Annotated in this window: 17 protein-coding genes and 1 pseudogene; 11 read left to right on the top strand and 7 right to left on the bottom strand. The window is 72.1% G+C overall.

Annotation, left to right across the window (positions count from 1 at the left end):
- From RIM90_RS23975 to RIM90_RS23955, 5 genes and pseudogenes are all read left to right on the top strand, one after another.
- Nucleotides 1-491 (top strand): annotated as a pseudogene (locus RIM90_RS23975) (cellulose-binding protein); the annotation flags it as partial.
- An 85-nt stretch (nt 492-576) separates the two neighbouring features.
- Nucleotides 577-1,530, top strand: coding sequence for an ABC transporter ATP-binding protein (locus tag RIM90_RS23970; protein WP_309062826.1), 954 nt, complete (start codon nt 577-579; stop codon nt 1,528-1,530).
- 2 nt (nt 1,531-1,532) lie between these two features.
- The gene (locus RIM90_RS23965; RefSeq protein ID WP_309062825.1) at nt 1,533-2,303 is read left to right on the top strand and encodes an ABC transporter permease; all 771 of its coding nucleotides are present in this window, start codon (nt 1,533-1,535) and stop codon (nt 2,301-2,303) included.
- A gap of 123 nt (nt 2,304-2,426) precedes the next feature.
- Entirely contained in the window at nt 2,427-3,662 is a 1,236-nt protein-coding gene (locus RIM90_RS23960) for an ABC transporter ATP-binding protein (protein ID WP_309062824.1), read from the top strand.
- Nucleotides 3,659-4,516, top strand: a complete 858-nt coding sequence (locus RIM90_RS23955; RefSeq protein ID WP_309062823.1) for an ABC transporter permease subunit — start codon at nt 3,659-3,661, stop codon at nt 4,514-4,516. Before RIM90_RS23960 ends, RIM90_RS23955 begins: the two co-directional genes overlap by 4 nt.
- Nucleotides 4,517-4,533: 17 nt before the next feature.
- On the opposite strand, the gene RIM90_RS23950 is transcribed toward RIM90_RS23955, so the two are convergent.
- On the bottom strand, nt 4,534-4,866 hold the full coding sequence (locus tag RIM90_RS23950; RefSeq protein WP_309062822.1) for an ATP/GTP-binding protein: 333 nt from the start codon (nt 4,864-4,866) through the stop codon (nt 4,534-4,536).
- Nucleotides 4,867-5,106: 240 nt separating this feature from the next.
- On the opposite strand from RIM90_RS23950, the gene RIM90_RS23945 reads away from it, so the two are divergent.
- Nucleotides 5,107-6,135: an LLM class flavin-dependent oxidoreductase gene (locus tag RIM90_RS23945; RefSeq protein ID WP_309062821.1), complete on the top strand. Its 1,029-nt coding sequence runs from the start codon at nt 5,107-5,109 to the stop codon at nt 6,133-6,135.
- Between the two features lie 85 nt (nt 6,136-6,220).
- Here the strand turns inward: RIM90_RS23945 and RIM90_RS23940 are convergent, their stop codons facing one another.
- On the bottom strand, nt 6,221-6,613 hold the full coding sequence (locus tag RIM90_RS23940; RefSeq protein ID WP_106412402.1) for an SCO5389 family protein: 393 nt from the start codon (nt 6,611-6,613) through the stop codon (nt 6,221-6,223).
- A gap of 288 nt (nt 6,614-6,901) precedes the next feature.
- Here RIM90_RS23940 and nucS point away from each other — a divergent pair, with 288 nt between their 5' ends.
- Nucleotides 6,902-7,573 carry an endonuclease NucS gene (nucS, locus tag RIM90_RS23935; RefSeq protein WP_309062820.1) on the top strand — a complete coding sequence of 224 codons (672 nt, stop codon included), beginning with the start codon at nt 6,902-6,904 and terminating at the stop codon, nt 7,571-7,573.
- Nucleotides 7,574-7,650: 77 nt separating this feature from the next.
- On the opposite strand, the gene RIM90_RS23930 is transcribed toward nucS, so the two are convergent.
- The 3 genes from RIM90_RS23930 to RIM90_RS23920 all read right to left on the bottom strand — a co-directional run bounded on the left by RIM90_RS23930 (nt 7,651) and on the right by RIM90_RS23920 (nt 11,823).
- Complete coding sequence (locus RIM90_RS23930; RefSeq protein ID WP_309062819.1) at nt 7,651-10,176, bottom strand: ATP-binding protein; 2,526 nt, start codon at nt 10,174-10,176, stop codon at nt 7,651-7,653.
- A 310-nt stretch (nt 10,177-10,486) separates the two neighbouring features.
- Nucleotides 10,487-10,810: an STAS domain-containing protein gene (locus RIM90_RS23925; protein ID WP_309062818.1), complete on the bottom strand. Its 324-nt coding sequence runs from the start codon at nt 10,808-10,810 to the stop codon at nt 10,487-10,489.
- 164 nt (nt 10,811-10,974) lie between these two features.
- Nucleotides 10,975-11,823: a 3-hydroxyacyl-CoA dehydrogenase family protein gene (locus RIM90_RS23920; RefSeq protein ID WP_309062817.1), complete on the bottom strand. Its 849-nt coding sequence runs from the start codon at nt 11,821-11,823 to the stop codon at nt 10,975-10,977.
- Nucleotides 11,824-12,146: 323 nt separating this feature from the next.
- Here RIM90_RS23920 and RIM90_RS23915 point away from each other — a divergent pair, with 323 nt between their 5' ends.
- Entirely contained in the window at nt 12,147-12,719 is a 573-nt protein-coding gene (locus tag RIM90_RS23915; protein WP_309062816.1) for a cob(I)yrinic acid a,c-diamide adenosyltransferase, read from the top strand.
- A gap of 3 nt (nt 12,720-12,722) precedes the next feature.
- Here RIM90_RS23915 and RIM90_RS23910 read toward each other — a convergent pair whose 3' ends face one another.
- Nucleotides 12,723-12,920, bottom strand: a complete 198-nt coding sequence (locus tag RIM90_RS23910) for a DUF5708 family protein (protein ID WP_309062815.1) — start codon at nt 12,918-12,920, stop codon at nt 12,723-12,725.
- Entirely contained in the window at nt 12,917-13,501 is a 585-nt protein-coding gene (locus RIM90_RS23905; RefSeq protein ID WP_309062814.1) for a hypothetical protein, read from the bottom strand. Before RIM90_RS23905 ends, RIM90_RS23910 begins: the two co-directional genes overlap by 4 nt.
- 153 nt (nt 13,502-13,654) lie before the next feature.
- On the opposite strand from RIM90_RS23905, the gene RIM90_RS23900 reads away from it, so the two are divergent.
- The 3 genes from RIM90_RS23900 to RIM90_RS23890 all read left to right on the top strand — a co-directional run.
- Nucleotides 13,655-14,857, top strand: a complete 1,203-nt coding sequence (locus RIM90_RS23900; RefSeq protein WP_309062813.1) for a histidine kinase — start codon at nt 13,655-13,657, stop codon at nt 14,855-14,857.
- Complete coding sequence (locus tag RIM90_RS23895) at nt 14,854-15,495, top strand: response regulator transcription factor (RefSeq protein WP_309062812.1); 642 nt, start codon at nt 14,854-14,856, stop codon at nt 15,493-15,495. The genes RIM90_RS23900 and RIM90_RS23895 overlap by 4 nt, the downstream gene beginning before the upstream one ends.
- Before the next feature lie 146 nt (nt 15,496-15,641).
- Nucleotides 15,642-17,419: glycoside hydrolase family 18 chitinase (locus RIM90_RS23890; protein ID WP_309062811.1), on the top strand; the 1,778-nt coding region annotated here is incomplete at its 3' end.

Below are 17,419 nucleotides of genomic sequence, written 5' to 3'. Positions count from 1 at the left end.
ACGCGCAGTCCAAGCGGGAGGAGGCGGACGCCCTCTTCGAGGAGACCCGCGCCAAGGCCGCGCAGGCCGCCGCCGACTTCGAGACGAACCTCGCCAAGCGCCGCGAGCAGTCCGAGCGCGACCTGGCGTCCCGTCAGGCCAAGGCCGAGAAGCGCCTCGCCGAGATCGAGCACCGCGCGGAGCAGCTCCGCCTGGAGGCCGAGAAGCTGCGCACCGACGCCGAGCGCCGGGCCCGCCAGACGGTGGAGACCGCGCAGCGCCAGGCCGAGGACATCGTGGCCGACGCCAACGCCAAGGCCGACCGGATCCGTTCGGAATCGGAGCGCGAGCTCGCGGCGCTGACCAACCGCCGCGACTCCATCAACGCCCAGCTGACGAACGTCCGCGAGATGCTCGCCACGCTCACGGGCGCCGCGGTGGCCGCGACCGGCACGCCCTCCACCGAGGACGAGCCGATCTCCCGCGGGGTGCCGGCCCAGCAGTCCCGGTAACGTCCCGGGATACGACGAGCGAACATCGGTGAAGCCCTCTGCCGCTGAGGTGGCAGAGGGCTTTGTCCCGTTTTAGCGTGGCCGCATGATCGAGCTCGAGGGGCTGACCAAGCGGTACGGCGAGAAGGTGGCGGTCAACAACCTGACCTTCACGGTCAGACCGGGCATCGTCACGGGTTTCCTCGGCCCCAACGGCGCGGGCAAGTCGACCACCATGCGGATGGTGCTGGGCCTGGACCGGCCCACCGCCGGGGACGTCCGCATCGACGGCAGGCGCTACGACCAGCTCAAGGACCCGCTCAAGTACATCGGCGCCCTGCTGGAGGCCAAGGCCTGGCACGGCGGGCGCAGCGCCTACAACCACCTGCTGTGCCTCGCGCAGAGCAACGGCATCCCGACCACCCGGGTGCGCGAGGTGCTGGACACGGTCGGGCTGACGGCGGTCGCGAAGAAGAAGACCAAGGGCTTCTCGATGGGCATGGGCCAGCGGCTCGGCATCGCCGCCGCGCTGCTCGGCGACCCCCGGATCCTGATGTTCGACGAGCCGGTCAACGGCCTCGACCCCGAGGGCATCCACTGGATCCGCACCCTGATGAAATCGCTCGCCGCCCAGGGCCGCACCGTCTTCGTCTCCTCCCACCTGATGAGCGAGATGGCCCTCACCGCCGACCACCTCGTCGTCATCGGCCAGGGCCGGCTGCTCGCCGACACCTCCATGGCCGACTTCATCGAGCGCAACTCCCGCTCGTACGTACGGATCCGCAGCCCGCAGCGGGAGCGGCTGCTGGACGTGCTGCACCGGGCCGGGATCACCGCCGTGGAGAGCGGGAACGGGGCGCTGGAGGTGGACGGCGGCAAGGCCGAGCACATCGGTGAGCTGGCGGCCCGGCACCAGCTGGTGCTGCACGAGCTGAGCCCGCAGCAGGCCTCCCTGGAGGAGGCGTTCATGCGGTTGACCGCGGAGTCGGTGGAGTACCACGCCCACTCCGACGCGCCCGTCCCCCGGCAGCAGTGGGGCGACGACTGGAAGAGGAGCTGAGCATGGCGGCTGCGCAGGTCGTCCGGTCCGAGTGGACCAAGATCCGGTCGGTGGCGTCCACGGTGTGGACCCTCTCCCTGGCGGTGGTCGTCACCATCGCGCTCGGCATGCTCATCTCGGCGCTGTCGAGGAGCGAGTTCGACGGGATGAGCGCGCGGGACCGGCTCTCCTTCGACCCGACGTTCATCAGCTTCGCCGGGATGAGCCTCGGTCAGCTCGCGATGGTCGTGTTCGGGGTGCTGGTGGTGTCGAACGAGTACAGCACCGGCATGATCCGCGCCTCGCTGGCGGCGGTGCCGCAGCGCGGCACGTTCCTGTTCGGCAAGCTGGCGGTCGCCACCGCGCTCGCGCTCGTGGTCTCCCTGGCCACCAGCTTCGCCGCGTTCTTCCTGGGCCAGGCGATGCTCGGCGAGCACCGGGCGTCCCTCGGGGACGACGGGGTGCTGCGCGCGGTCATCGGCGGCGGCCTCTACATGACCCTGATCGCGGTGTTCTCGATGGGCGTCGCCACGATGCTGCGCTCGCCGATGCTGTCGCTGGGCGTCCTGGTGCCGTTCTTCTTCCTGATCTCCAGCATCCTGGGCTACGTCGAGGCGACGAAGGAGGTCGGCCGCTTCCTGCCCGACCAGGCCGGCAGCAGGATCATGCAGGTGGTCCCGCCGGTCGGCGACGACACCCCGTACGGGCCCTGGGGCGGCCTCGGGATCATGGTGCTGTGGGTGATCGCCGCGCTCCTCGGCGGCTACGTGCTGCTGAAGCGGCGCGACGCGTAGTGCAGGACCGGCCGGAACCGGTTTTCGCCTCGCCTTGAGCGGAACCGTCAGCGTCTGGATATCCTCCTAACCCTTACGGGGGCGTGTGCCCCGCTGTCCTGAACCTTTCGATGGGTGCGGAGCATGATCGAGGCAGTCGGCCTGACCAAGCGCTACGGCGACAAGACCGCTGTGTACAACCTGTCCTTCCAGGTGCGGCCCGGCGCCGTCACCGGCTTCCTGGGCCCCAACGGATCCGGCAAGTCGACGACGATGCGGATGATCCTCGGCCTGGACAACCCCACCGCGGGCCATGTCACGATCGGCGGCTACCCGTACCGCAAGCTGCCCAACGCCCCCCGCCAGGTCGGCGCGCTGCTGGACGCCAAGGCGGTGCACGGCGGCCGGTCCGCCCGCAACCACCTGCTGTCCCTGGCCCAGCTCTCCGGCATCCCGGCCCGCCGCGTGGACGAGGTGCTGGGCGTGGTCGGCCTGCACGACGTGGCCGGCCGGCGGTCGAAGGGCTTCTCGCTGGGCATGGGCCAGCGGCTCGGCATCGCCGCCGCGCTGCTCGGCGACCCGCAGGTGCTGCTGTTCGACGAGCCCGTCAACGGCCTCGACCCCGAGGGCATCCTCTGGGTGCGCAACCTGATGAAGGCGCTGGCCGCCGAGGGCCGTACGGTGTTCGTCTCCTCGCACCTGATGAGCGAGATGGCGCTCACCGCCGACCACCTCATCGTCATCGGGCGCGGGCAACTGCTCGCCGACATGAGCGTGAAGGACTTCATCTCCGCCAACTCCGCCGACTTCGCGCGCGTGCGCACGCCCGACACCGAGCCGCAGCAGCGCGAGAAGCTGTCCGCCGCGATCACCGAGGCCGGCGGCCACGTCCTGCCCGAGCAGGACGGCGCGCTGCGGGTGACGGGACTGCCGCTGCCGCGCATCAGCGACATCGCCCACGACGCCGACGTCCGGCTGTGGGAGCTGTCGCCGCACCAGGCCTCGCTGGAGGAGGCGTACATGCGGATGACGCAGGGCGCCGTCGACTACCGCTCGACCGCCGACCAGAAGGCGGGGCTCCAGCAGCCGCTGCCGCCCGGCGCGCAGCCGCCGATGCCGGTGCCGGGTCAGGGCCAGCCCGGCTGGTACGCCCCGCCGCCGCCCCAGCAGGGCGGGCAGCCCTCCGCGGTGCCGCAGGGCGCGCCGCAGGCCCCCGCGGGCCCCTACGCCGCCCCGGGCGCCCCCGCGGCCAACCCGTACGCGCAGCCGGCGCCGCAGGGCCAGGCACCGCAGGCACCGCAGGCACCGGCCGCCCCGCCCGCCGCGCCCCCGACCGTCCCCACCGCCTCCGACGTGACCAAGCCCGAGGACGCCCGATGAGCACGCCCCAGCCCCCGATGCCGCAGACCGCCGCACCCGCATGGCAGGCGGCGCCCGGTTACACCTCGCCGATCCCGGTGGTGCGCACGCACCTCGGGCACGCGATCGCCTCCGAGTGGACGAAGATCAAGTCGGTGCGCTCCACGATGTGGACGCTGGGCGTGTTCGTGCTGCTCGTCGTCGGCATCGGCCTGCTGACCGGCCTGATCGTGGCCGGCCAGGACGCCGACCTGGGCGGGGAGAGCCCGCTGACCCTGGGCTTCTTCGGACTGCTGCTGGGCAGCATGTGCATCATGACGCTGGGCGTGCTGACCACGGCCTCGGAGTACGGCACCGGCATGATCCGCACCACGACGGTGGCCTGCCCCTCGCGCGCGCGGGTCCTCACGGCGAAGGCCGTGGTCTTCTTCCTGATCGCCTTCGTGGTGACCCTGGTGTCCACCACGCTCGTCGGCTTCGCGCACGTGGCGCTGCTGGAGGGCAGTGGCGCGAAGGACCCCTCGGGCGGGGAATGGCTGAAGGGCACGGTCGGCATCTCGCTCTACCTCGCCCTGCTCGGCACGCTCTCGCTGGCCGTCGGCTCGATCATCCGGCACTCGGCCGGCGCCATCACCATCATGATCGGTGCCGTGCTCGCCCCGCTGGTGATCGCGCTGTTCATGTTCTCGTCCTCGCTGCAGGACGTTCAGCAGGCGCTGTTCGAGTACTCCATCCCGAACCAGATGAGCATCTTCTACGCCAACTCCCTGAGCGAGTCCGGCCCGTCCGGCTGGGACCCGCTGTGGATCATGCTCGGTGTCACGGCCGTGACGCTGGGCGGCGCCTTCGCCCTGCTGGAGAAGCGGGACGTCTGACGGGCTTTCGGCCCCGGTCAGAACCTCGGCGCGTTACGGGACCGCTGCACCCGCGTGGTGCGGCGGTCCTTGGCGTTCCAGCACGCCTTGTGCCAGTGCCGGCGCTCGTCGACGCCCGAGTGCTCCGGCCACGCCACCACGTGCGGCACCCCGTCCGGGATCAACTGGTCGCAGCCGGGGCAGCGGTAGGCCTTGCCCCGGGCGCTGGCGCCCGCCACGTGCCGTACGCTCCACTCCTCGTCCTGCCAGCTCTCCGTGGACTGCCAGCCGCCGTAGCGGCCGGAACGGTCGTCCGCGGCGCTCAGGCCGGACGGGCCGACTCCCTTCGGTCGGTTGCGACGCGGGGACACAGGACACCTCACGGGGCTATACAGGATGCAGGGGCCACGTCCAGCGTACGCGGCACGCGCAGGGGTACGCGTACGCCACCGATCGTCACACGTCCTCTTCACGACGCTGCGGGGCCCTTCCGAGCGGCTCATTCTGCAGACAATCCGCAAAGTCCCCCGCCCGGCCGTGTCCTCGGCACGTGTCAGGCGGTTATGCCCTGCGGGGGAGCTCCGCGTCGGGGCCAAGGAAGCAGGAAAGCAATGCGCGTTGGAAGTTTCGTGTTGGCCGCCCAGTTCCCCGGGCAGGGCGAGGGTGAGGCGCTGCACCGCGCGGTCCGCTCGGCCGAGGTGGCCGAGGAGGCGGGCCTCGACACGGTCTGGCTGGCCGAGCACCACTTCGTGCCGTACGGCACCTGCCCGTCGGCCGTCACCCTGGCCGCGTTGCTGCTCGGCCGCACCCGCCGCCTGCGGATCGGTACGGCGGTGAGCGTGCTGCCCACCGCCCATCCCGTGGCGCTCGGCGAGCAGGCCGCGCTGCTGCACATCACCAGCGGCGGCCGGTTCTCGCTGGGGGTCGGGCGCGGCGGTCCGTGGGTCGACCTGGAGGTGTTCGGGGCCGGCCTGGAGGCGTACGAGAAGGGGTTCCCGGAATCACTCGATCTGCTGGTGCGCTGGCTGCGCGAGCCGTCCGTCGGGGCCGCCGGCGAACGCTTCGCCTTCCGCGAGGTCCCGGTCGTGCCGCGCCCGTCGGAGTCCCTCACCGAGACCGAGGGCCCCGAGGTCGTGGTCGCCTGCACCTCCCCGGCGAGCGTACGGCTGGCCGCCGAGCGCGGACTGCCGATGCTGCTCGGGATGCACGTCGGGGACGAGGAGAAGGCCGAGATGGTCGCCCTGTGGCGGCGGCACGCGCGCGCGTGCGGACGGCCGGCCGGGGAGATCCACCGTGCCGCGCACGTCTCGGCCGGTGTCTGCCAGGTCGCGGACCGGCGCGCGGACGCGGTGGAGACGCTGATGAAGGCGATGCCGGGCTGGCTGCGCCAGGGCCTTGCGGCGCATGTCACGGTGGACGGCCGGAAGCGGCGGATGCGCGACCCGCTGGCGTACACCGAACTGCTCTGCGGGCTGCATCCGGTGGGCGACCCGCGGCTGTGCGCCGACCGGCTCGCCGCGACCAGCGAACGCACCGGAATCTCCCGCTTCGCCCTGCTCGTCGAGGGTTCCGGCGACCTGGCGGCGACCGAGGAGAACGTACGGCGGCTCGGGACCGAGGTGCTGCCCCAACTCGGCTGAGCGAGCCGGGGTTCCGCGCAGGCTTGCCGCCCCGGTACGAACTGCACCTCCCGCGTACGGAGCGGCAAGCGGACGATGGGGCGCGTCAGCAGTCGCGCAGTTCCGGCGACTGGTTCAGCAGCTGGCCGCGGACCGAGGTGAAACGGGCCAGCGTCTCGTCGACCGAGGAGTCAAGCGGGAACACGGCCACCCGGTGACAGTTCTGGAAGGCCAGCCGAACACCGAAGTGCCGTTGCAGCGCGCCGCGTATCGCGTCACTCGCTAGCGCACGCAGCAGCTGACCGCGTGCCTGCTCGTCCGGCGGGGGCGTCTGGTTGTCGGCGAAGGCTCCGCCGTCCACCTTCAGCTGGGCCACCAGGGAGCTGATCATCTCCCACGCGTAGGGCAGGGAGGTCCGGACGCAGTCGACGAAGGCAGCTTCGTCGACCTCGCCTCGCTCGGCCTGTTCGAGTAGGGCCGGTGAGACGTCGAGCGACATGGGTTCTCCTCTCGCACCCCCGACGAGCAGGGGTTGCCTGACAGATATGGGAGCCCGCGACATCGGGCACGCTGCGTACACACCTCGCGACCTCCCGTTCAATACCGTAAGCAACGGACCGTGACGGCACCAGGAGATTGCCCGGATGCGGAACTTCCTGTGGGCCGGTAATCGGCCACCGTCGAACACGCGTTTTCCAGGAGATACAGGACGCACCTCATGGGGCTCACGAGACCGTCATGAGGGCGAATCGCGCCGGGGCGGGCCGGTCGAGTAGCGTTGCCGACCATGCGTCTCGTCATTGCCCGCTGCTCCGTGGACTACGCCGGGCGGCTCACCGCGCACCTGCCCCCGGCACCCCGTCTGATCCTGGTCAAGGCGGACGGCAGCGTCTCGATCCACGCCGACGACCGGGCCTACAAGCCCCTGAACTGGATGTCGCCGCCCTGCACCCTCAAGGAGGGCACCGGCGAGGAAGAGGGCGTCTGGACCGTCGTCAACAAGGCGGGCGAGAAACTCATCATCACGATGGAGGAGATCCTCCACGACTCCTCGCACGAACTGGGCGTCGATCCCGGCCTGATCAAGGACGGCGTGGAAGCACACCTCCAGGAACTGCTCGCCGACCGTATCGAGACCCTCGGCGAGGGCTACACCCTCATCCGCCGCGAGTACATGACCGCCATCGGTCCCGTCGACATCCTGTGCCGGGACGCCGAGGGGCAGACCGTGGCGGTGGAGATCAAGCGACGCGGCGAGATCGACGGCGTGGAGCAGCTCACGCGCTATCTGGAGCTGCTGAACCGCGATCCCCATCTCGCCCCGGTGCGCGGCATCTTCGCCGCCCAGGAGATCAAGCCGCAGGCCCGCGTGCTCGCCACGGACCGGGGCATCGGCTGCCAGGTCCTCGACTACGACGCGCTGCGGGGCATCGAGGACGACAAGCTGCGGCTGTTCTGACACGGTCCGAGCGGCACCGCGACAAACCGTGGGGGCCGGGTTCCGCAGGGAACCCGGCCCCCACGCGTGCCGGTGTGTCAGATCACCGTCTCCGAGCCGCCGGACGCACCCGGCGTCCCCGCGCCGGAGCTCTGCGGGGCGCTCGCCGAGGTGCTCGTCTCCACGGGGGAGGACGAGGCCGGACCGCTCGCCGAGGTGCTGGTGGACGGCTCCTCCGTCGGCGTGGGCTGGGTCTCGGTCGGCTCCGGATCCGGGTCCGGCTGGGTCTCGGTCGGCTCCGGCTCGGTCGGGTCGGGGGACGTGGAGGTGGGCGGCCTGGTGGTCTTCGTCGGCTTGGGGCTCGGGGACTTCGACGGCGACCCCGAGGGCTCGCCCGGCTCCGTCGTACCGCTCTCGTCGTCCGACGGCTCGCCCGACCCGGTGGCCGTCGGCGTCGGGTCGTCGGAGGTGCCCGGGGTGCCGTCCGGGCCCGGGTCGGTCGGCCGGCTGGTGGCCTCGCCCGTGTCGCCGCCGCCCTCCTCGGCCGCCGGGTCGGCGTCCAGGCTGCCGTCGTCGACGCCCTGGCTCGCGGACGGGTTGACGCCGACGTTGTCGGACGGGCGGCCGGCGTCGTTGTCCGACGTGGCGCCGAGGGTGACCACGGTGCCCAGCACGGCGACGAGCAGCGCGCCCGCGCCCGCCGCCACGAGGTTGCGCCGGGCCAGGCTCTTCAGCCCGCCGCCCGCCTTGCCCGGCGGTGTGGACGCGGGCGCGGCGCGGTGGATGACCAGGGCGCTGTCGGCGGGCGGCTGGAGGTCCGGGAAGGCCGTCGGCACCCCACGGGGCGGCGGGGCCGACTCCTCGACGTGGGCCTCGGGCACCTCCTCCCCCGCGGTCGGCGCGAGTACCAGCGGGGTTCCGGAGCGGTCGGCGACCAGGGCCAGCGCACGGCGGCCGGCGACGGTGCCGCGCTTGTCGGCGAGGGCGCCGCGCAGGCCGATGGACGCCTCCAGTTCGGCGCGCGACCGGTCGAGCTGTCCGGCGCACAGGGCGAGGACGCCGAGCTCGTGGTGGAAGTAGGCCTGTTCCGGCACGTCCCCGGCGAGCCGGGCGGCCTCCGCACCGGCCCGCAGCGCCTTTTCCCAGGCGCTCCAGTGCAGGCCCGCGGCGAACGCGGGCGCGGCGGCGCGGGCCAGCTGCACGGCCGTGCTCGTCTCGCCCTCGGCGGTGGCCGTGGTGAGCGGCGACAGCACGGCGAGCGCGGTGAGCACCGCGTCGGCCTCGGCACACACCCGCTCCGGAGTCACCGAGGGGTGCCCGGCCCACCAGGCGTAGTGCTGGGCGGCGGCACGGGCCTGGGCCTCGGCCTCGTCGGCGTATCCGGCGGCCTCCAGCTGGGCCGGCACCCCGGCGGCGAGCCGGTAGCGGGAACCGGCCGGACAGACCAGTCCGCAGGCGGCCAGCTCGCCGAGCGCGGCGTCGGCGTGGGTGTCCCCCACCAGGGCGGGCAGATGCGCCTGGTGGGGCACCTCGCCGCCGAGCGCGACGGCGAACCGCAGGGTGGCGCGGGCGGAGGCGCTGAGCCGGGAGGCGAGCAGCGGAGCGGGGGCGGCGGCCTCGCCGAGCGAGGGCAGCGGCACCTCGTCGGCGGCGTCGTACGGCGGTGCGTCGGGCCGGACGTCCTCGAAGACGCCGAACTCGTCGACGGCGTCGGCGCCGGCCCGCAGCCGGTCGCGCTGCCGCAGCAGGGCGCCGGCCTGGACGAAGCGCAACGGCAGGCCCTCGGACTCGAACCAGAGGTCGCCGGCCCAGTTCCGCTCGTCCTCGGTGAGGCGGCGGCCGACGGCGTGCTCCAGCAGTTCGAGGCCGGCCGCGCGGTCGAGCCCGCCGAGGACGACCTCCTCGACGCCGGAGTCGGCGGACGGGCCGGGCACGTCCGGGGTGGCGCCGAACAGGAAGGCGCACTCGGGCGTGGCGTCCAGCAGCTCGTCGAGGGCGGCGCCGCCGAACTCGAGGTCGTCGAGGACGACGACGGCGCCGATCTCACGGACGCAGTCGACCACTGTGTCCCGGTCCGGGCGGTGCAGCGGGGCGTTGTGGACGGCGTAGAACAGGTCGTACAGCAGGTCGTCGGCCGAGCGGCGGTGGCCGTTCAGCCGGACGACGCCGTCGGGGGCGAGGTCCGCGCAGTCCTCGGCGACGACGTCGAGCAGCCGGGTGCGGCCGGAGCCGGCGGGGCCGGTGAGGCGTACGGAGCGGCCGCGGGCGAGCAGCCGGATCAGTTTCTCGCGCTCGTCCTGACGGGCCAGCAGCGGCAGCGCGGGCTGCGCCGGTCCGGGCGGGGCGGCCGGCCTGGCGGCCCGCTCGACCTCGGCGCGCCCCGCCTCGTCCAGCTTGACGGGGCGGGCGGGCCGTTCGGCGGGCGGGCAGGGCTCGATCTCGCTGCCGTCGACGGGGTTGACGGTGAGCAGGAAGTCGCCGGAGACGAGCTGCACCGTGCGGGCGAGCGCCGGTGCGTGCTGTCCGAAGTCGGAAGTGAGGGATTCCCTGGGAGGGCGCTGGCGCGGCGCGTGACCGTCACCGTCATGGCCGTACTCCTCGGGTCCCCGGCTGTTCGGGTCCATAGGTCCTAGCCCCCCAAAAGCGTCGTGTGCCTGGGTCCTGTCGTCGGACTCCCGCCTGCCGCGAGTCCGACAGTTCCCAGAGCCCCTCCCGGCCTTGCTGCACACTGCGCTGTCGCTTCTGGTCCGGGCCCGCTCGAGGGTCGCGAGGCAGCGGGCAGCCGCACCCTAAACCTTCGCTCAGTATCCACGACAGTCCGGGGTACCACGCCGTCCGAGACGTCACAGTCTCGTGAGGATTGTGCGCACGTCACACGGTCCACCGAGACCGGCCCGGGTGGCGTCGGTCGTCCGGTTCCCCTTCGTACGGGCCTCACACACGGGGCAGCGTGTCCACCCCGATGCCTCCCTCGATCGCCAGGATCCGGTGCAGGCGGGTGGCCACCAGCAGGCGCTGCATCTGCGGCGGGACGCCGCGCAGCACCAACCGCCGGCCGCAGCGGCCGGCCCGCCGGTGGGCCCCCATGATCACGCCGAGTCCGGTGGCGTCCCAGGAGTCCAGTTCGGACAGGTCCAGCACCAGGTCGCCGGCTCCCTCGTCGACGGCCGAGTGCAGGACCGTACGGGCGTCCGCCGCGCTGCGGACGTCGAGGCGGCCCCCGACGACCAGCTCGACGTGGTCGCCCCTGATGTGCATATGCGCTCCCCGGTGCGTGCTTCTCGTGCTCCGCGTTGTTGGTGGTTGTTGATGCCGGTGATGCAACCTCTGACTGCGTGGGGGTGCCGGAGGTTGCTCCTTGTAAGCGAACCGATACCGAATTCACCCCGGCGTGTGATGCACGCCGGGGCGGGTGCGCGGTGTCAGTGCTCGTAGAAGCCCTGCCCGCTCTTGCGGCCGATGTCACCGGCGTCAACCATCCGGCGCATCAGCTCGGGAGCGGCGAACTTCTCGTCCTGCGACTCGGTGTAGATGTTGCTCGTGGCGTGCAGCAGGATGTCCACGCCGGTGAGGTCGGCGGTGGCCAGCGGACCCATGGCGTGGCCGAAGCCCAGCTTGCACGCCAGGTCGATGTCCTCGGCGCTCGCCACGCCCGACTCGTACAGCTTCGCGGCCTCGACGACGAGGGCGCAGATGAGACGGGTGGTCACGAAGCCGGCGACGTCGCGGTTGACGACGATGCAGGTCTTGCCGACCGACTCGGCGAACTCCCGCGCCCTGGCGAGGGTTTCGTCGCTGGTCTTGTAGCCGCGGACCAGTTCGCACAGCTGCATCATCGGCACCGGCGAGAAGAAGTGGGTGCCGACGACCCGCTCCGGGCGCTCCGTCACGGCCGCGATCTTGGTGATCGGGATGGCGGAGGTGTTGGAGGCGAGCACGGTGTCCTCGCGCACGATCTTGTCGAGGGTGCGGAAGATCTCGTGCTTCACCTCGAGCTTCTCGAACACGGCCTCGACCACGATGTCCGCGTCCGCGCAGGCGTCCAGGTCGGTGGTCGCGGTGATCCGGGCGAGGGCGGCGTCGGCGTCGTGCGCCTCCAGCTTGCCCTTGCTCACGAACTTGTCGTACGACGCCTTGATCCCGTCGGTGCCCCGTGCGAGCGCCTCGTCGGTGACGTCGCGCAGGACGACGTCCCAGCCCGCCTGGGCGGAGACCTGGGCGATACCGGACCCCATGAGACCGGCCCCGATGACGGCGAGCTTGCGTGCCACTGTGCGACTCCCCTGATACGCGCTGTCCTTGTTCTCCAGGAGCGGACATTAGCGGGCGTCAGGGCCCCTGTGACTGACTTAGTAACGCGTTTCACGTCTCACGGAGTGAGACCCCTGTCACGTCTCGCACGACGGCCCCGGCGATCCCCCCGGCGCCGGGAGCCGACGGGATTCCGGCCCGGCGGCCGGAGCGGTAATCCCTCGCCCCTTCACGCCGGTTGGCGCTTCACGGACCGGCCGGGGCCGAGGTCTCCACGCCCTGTGACCCGCGTGCCCGCGGGCAGGAGTGCCGCCCCTCCGAAGCGAGCGTCTAGATTGGCCGCATGGTCAACCTGACGCGCATCTACACCCGGACCGGCGACAAGGGCACCACCGCCCTCGGCGACATGAGCCGGGTCCCCAAGACCGATCTGCGCATCTCCGCCTACGCCGACGCCAACGAGGCGAACGCGGTGATCGGCACGGCGATCGCACTGGGCGGACTGGAGGAGGAGGTCGTCAAGGTCCTCACCCGCGTCCAGAACGACCTGTTCGACGTCGGCGCGGACCTGTCGACGCCGGTGGTGGAGAACCCGCAGTTCCCGCCGCTGCGGGTCGAGCAGTTCTACGTCGACCGGCTGGAGGCGGACTGCGACCGCTTCAACGAGCGGCTGGAGAAGCTGCGCTCCTTCATCCTGCCGGGCGGGACGGCGGGCGCGGCCCTGCTGCACCAGGCCTGCACGGTGGTGCGGCGGGCCGAGCGCTCCACCTGGGCCGCGCTGGAGGCGCACGGCGAGACCATGAACCCGCTCACCGCGACCTACCTCAACCGCCTCTCCGACCTCCTGTTCATCCTGGCCCGCATCGCGAACAAGGAGACCGGCGACGTGCTGTGGGTCCCGGGCGGGGAACGCTGAGCCCTACCGGGACCCCGCCGAGGCGCGCACGGCCCGGTACAGGCCCAGCAGGACCTCGGCGCCGCCGGCACACATCATCACCACCCCCGCCTTGACGGGGTCGACCACCGGCAGGTCCACTTCCCCGGCGAACAGCCACAGCCCCAGGCCCGCCACCAGCGTGGCGGCCCCCGCGAGGAGATTCCCGGACGCCCGCGTCATCGGCCGACACGCTCCTTTCCGGCGTTCGGCCCGGTCTCCCGCTCCCCCGCCGGGGCCTTCTTCGGCCAGATCCAGTACGCCAGGGTCACCAGTCCGTGGATGCCGGCGGCGCGCCAGGCGGTGGAGCGCCAGCTCTCCAGGGAGGTGGTGCGGCTCGCGTCGTCGACGTACCAGATGGCGACCTGGAGCAGCGCGGTGGCCACGGCGGCGGCCGTCAGCGTGCCCAGCCACACCCTGGTCTCGTGCCGGGCGCGGGCCAGGCCGTAGCGCGGCGGACCCAGCGGTTTCGGGGCGCCGCCCAGCCGGTGGGCGGCGTGGCCGTCGAGCCACTTCACCGTGCGGTGGCCGTGGCCGACGGTGTAGCCGATGTAGAGCGCGGCCAGGCCGTGCGTCCAGTTCGGCTCGGCGCCGTTCTTCAGGTCCAGCGCGGTGGCGACCAGCAGGACGACCTCCAGCAGCGGCTCGCACAGCAGCAGCGCCAGGCCGGCGCGCGGCATCCTCAGCAGGTAGCGGCAGGCCAGTCCGGCGGCCAGCAGCACCCAGAAGCCGATCTCGCAGGCGGCGATCAAGGCGACGATCACGGTTCGCTCCTCTCGGTCACCCTTTCAGGCTTCCGTGCGAACCGGCCCGTTTCGTCGTCGCCGCCGACGAACCCGCGGTACATCGAAAGATGCAGTCCGGGACCGTTCCCCGGCATCAGGCGCCGGGTGCGCGCACCGTGTTGGATGGTGCCCATGGCCGTACGACTCCCCCGACCGCACCGCCACGACGTGTGGGCCGCCCTCGCCGGGCTGCTCGGCGGCCTGGCCCTGTGGGGCATCGGGCTCGGGATGCGGCCCGGGGACTCCGCCCAGGTGCTCTGGGCGGGCCGTTGGGCGGTCCTGCCGCCGCTCGTGCTGATGGCGGGGCTGGAGCTGCTGCGCCGTACCGCCCCGCGGACGGCACTCGCGGCCGGGACGGCGACCCTGGCCGCGGACGCGCTGACGCAGGGGAACCTCGTCACGCTGATCATCTACACCGACCTGATGTACGCGGCCGTCCTTTACGGCTCCCCCGCCGCCGCCCGCCGCGTTCCCCGCGTCACCGGGGTGCTCACGCTGCTCGCGACGGTGGTGCCGTTCGCGGTGTGGCGGGTGCCGGAGGCGCTGCTCATCGGGGTGGCCGTCGGCGTGGTGGCGTTCGCGCCCGCCTCGACCGGGCTGATCGTCCGCAACCACCGGGACGCCGCGGAGGCCGCCCGGCTGCGGGCCGAACAGACCGCGCTGCTGGCGGAGATGGACCGCGCCCAGGCGGTGACCGCCGAACGCGCCCGGATGGCGCGGGAGTTGCACGACATGGTCGCCAACCACCTCTCGGCGATCGCCATCCACTCCACGGCCGCGCTCTCCCTGGACGATCCCGGGACCTCCAAGGAGGCGCTCACCGTGATCCGGGAGAACAGCGTCCAGGGGCTGTCCGAGATGCGCCGCCTGATCGGCATCCTGCGGGACGGCGCCGACGACCGGGAGCCGGCGGCGACCCCGACCCTCGACGGCCTCGACGCCCTGGTGGAGGGCGCCCGCGCCAACGGCCTGGACGTCACCCTCGACGCCGCGTACGGCCCCGTCCCCGCACCGGTCGAGCTCGCCGCGTACAGGATCGTGCAGGAGTCGCTGACGAACGCGCTGAAGCACGCCGCGAAGGGGACGGTCACGGTGTGGCTGCGCGGCCGGGACGACACCCTCGAGCTCCGTGTGACCAGCCCCTACGGCGGCCGGGACGCCCCGCGCGCCCCGGGTTCCGGGGCCGGTCTGGTCGGGATGCGGGAGCGGGCCGCCCTGCTGCACGGCACCTTCGACGCGGGCCCCGAGAACGCCCCGCACCCCGCGGACGGCAGGCTCTGGGTCGTCCGCGCCTCCCTCCCCGTCACCGACACCGCCCGAGGAGAGACCCGATGATCCGCGTCCTGGTCGCCGAGGACCAGTCCGCCGTCCGCGCCGGACTGGTCCTCATCCTGCGCAGCGCGCCCGACATCGAGGTGGTCGGCGAGGCGGCGGACGGCGAGCGGGCGGTGGCGCTCGCCCGCGAACTGCGCCCCGACCTGGTGCTGATGGACGTACAGATGCCGCGCCTGGACGGGGTGTCGGCGACCCGGCAGGTGGTCGGGGAACAGCTCGCCGACGTGCTGGTGCTGACCACCTTCGACCTGGACGAGTACGTCTTCGGGGCGCTCAGGGCCGGGGCCGCCGGGTTCCTGCTGAAGAACACGGAGGCGCAGGACCTCGTCGCGGCCGTGCGCACGGTGGCGCGCGGGGAGGGGATCGTCGCCCCGGCCGTCACCCGGCGGCTGATCGCCGAGTTCGCCGCGAAGCCCACCCGTGCGGTGACGGCCGACCCGGCGGTGCTGGACTCCCTCACCCGGCGCGAGCGCGAGGTGCTGTCCTGCCTCGGTGACGGCCTGTCCAACGCCGACATCGCGGACCGCCTGGACATGGCGGAGGCCACGGTGAAGACGCACGTCAGCCGCCTGCTGGGCAAGCTGGGGCTGCGCAGCCGGGTGCAAGCGGCGGTGCTGGCGCAAGAGTTGGGGGTCTAGCGGAAGCCCGGACACAGTGGTCCAGACCTATTGACCCGTGGTCCAGACCTTTCTATTCTCGCGGCACTGCGGGCGTGATGGCTCAGTCATGCCCGCGACAACATCCCCGTTGCGCTCGACGGCGCAATCAACAGAGGAGGCGCACCGTGCGCTTCAGACACAAAGCCGCGGCAGGTCTCGCGACCCTGCTGCTTCCCTTCTCCGGCCTCGTCGCCCTCGCGAGCCCCGCCCAGGCCGCGACCTCCGCGACCGCCACCTACGCCAAGACCCAGGACTGGGGCTCCGGCTTCGAGGGCAAGTGGACGGTGAAGAACACCGGCACCACGACCATCAACTCCTGGACCATCGAGTGGGACTTCCCCTCCGGCACCAAGGTCACCTCCGCCTGGGACGCCACGGTCACCAACTCCGGTGACCACTGGACCGCCAAGAACCTCGGCTGGAACGGCACCCTCGCCCCCGGGGCGTCGGTCTCCTTCGGCTTCAACGGCAGCGGCTCCGGCTCCCCGTCCGGCTGCAAGCTCAACGGCGGCAGCTGCGACGGCGACACGGAGGTCCCCGGCGACGCGGCCCCCTCCGCGCCCGGCACCCCCACCGCCTCGAACATCACCGACACCTCGGTGAAGCTCTCCTGGTCCGCGGCCACCGACGACAAGGGCATCAAGAACTACGACGTCCTGCGCGACGGCGCCAAGGTCGCCACCGTGACGACCACCTCGTACACGGACACCGGCCTCACCAAGGGCACCGACTACTCGTACACCGTCCAGGCCCGTGACACCGCCGACCAGACCGGCCCGGTCAGCGGCGCGGTCAAGGTCACCACCACCGGCGGCGACGACGGCGGCAACCCGGGCGGCGGCGAGAAGATCAACCTCGGCTACTTCACCAACTGGGGCGTCTACGGGCGCAACTACCACGTGAAGAACCTGGTCACCTCGGGCTCCGCCGAGAAGATCACGCACATCAACTACGCCTTCGGCAACGTCCAGGGCGGCAAGTGCACCATCGGTGACGCCTACGCCGACTACGACAAGGCGTACACCGCCGACCAGTCCGTCGACGGCGTCGCCGACACCTGGGACCAGCCGCTGCGCGGCAACTTCAACCAGCTGCGCAAGCTGAAGGCCAAGTACCCGCACATCAAGGTCATCTGGTCCTTCGGCGGCTGGACCTGGTCCGGCGGCTTCCCCGACGCCGTGAAGAACCCGGCGGCCTTCGCCAAGTCCTGCCACGACCTGGTCGAGGACCCGCGCTGGGCCGACGTCTTCGACGGCATCGACCTGGACTGGGAGTACCCGAACGCCTGCGGTCTGAGCTGTGACACCACCAGCGCCAAGAACGCCTTCAGCAGCATGATGAAGGCCATGCGCGCCGAGTTCGGCGACGACCTGGTCACCGCGGCCGTCACCGCCGACGCCACCGACGGCGGCAAGATCGACGCCGCCGACTACGGCCCGGCCGCGCAGTACATCGACTGGTACAACGTGATGACGTACGACTTCTTCGGCGCCTGGGCGAAGAACGGTCCCACCGCTCCGCACTCGCCGCTGACCTCGTACGACGGCATCCCGCAGCAGGGCTTCACCTCCGCCGACGCGATCGCGAAGTTCAAGGCCAAGGGCGTGCCGGCGAGCAAGCTGCTGCTCGGCATCGGCTTCTACGGCCGCGGCTGGACCGGCGTCACGCAGTCGGCGCCCGGCGGCACCGCCACCGGCCCGGCGACCGGCACCCACGAGCAGGGCATCGAGGACTACAAGGTCCTGAAGAACTCCTGCCCGGCCACCGGCACCATCGCGGGCACGGCGTACGCCCACTGCGGCACCAACTGGTGGTCCTACGACACCCCGGCCACGGTCAAGAGCAAGATGGCCTGGGCCAAGAACCAGGGCCTCGGCGGTGCCTTCTTCTGGGAGTTCAGCGG

Origin of the sequence: Streptomyces sp. (assembly GCF_031181555.1) — a bacterium.
Classification (GTDB): domain Bacteria; phylum Actinomycetota; class Actinomycetes; order Streptomycetales; family Streptomycetaceae; genus Streptomyces; species Streptomyces fimbriatus.
The sequence above is the reverse complement of the archived record's forward strand: the minus strand, read 5'-3'. Positions and strand labels throughout refer to the sequence as shown.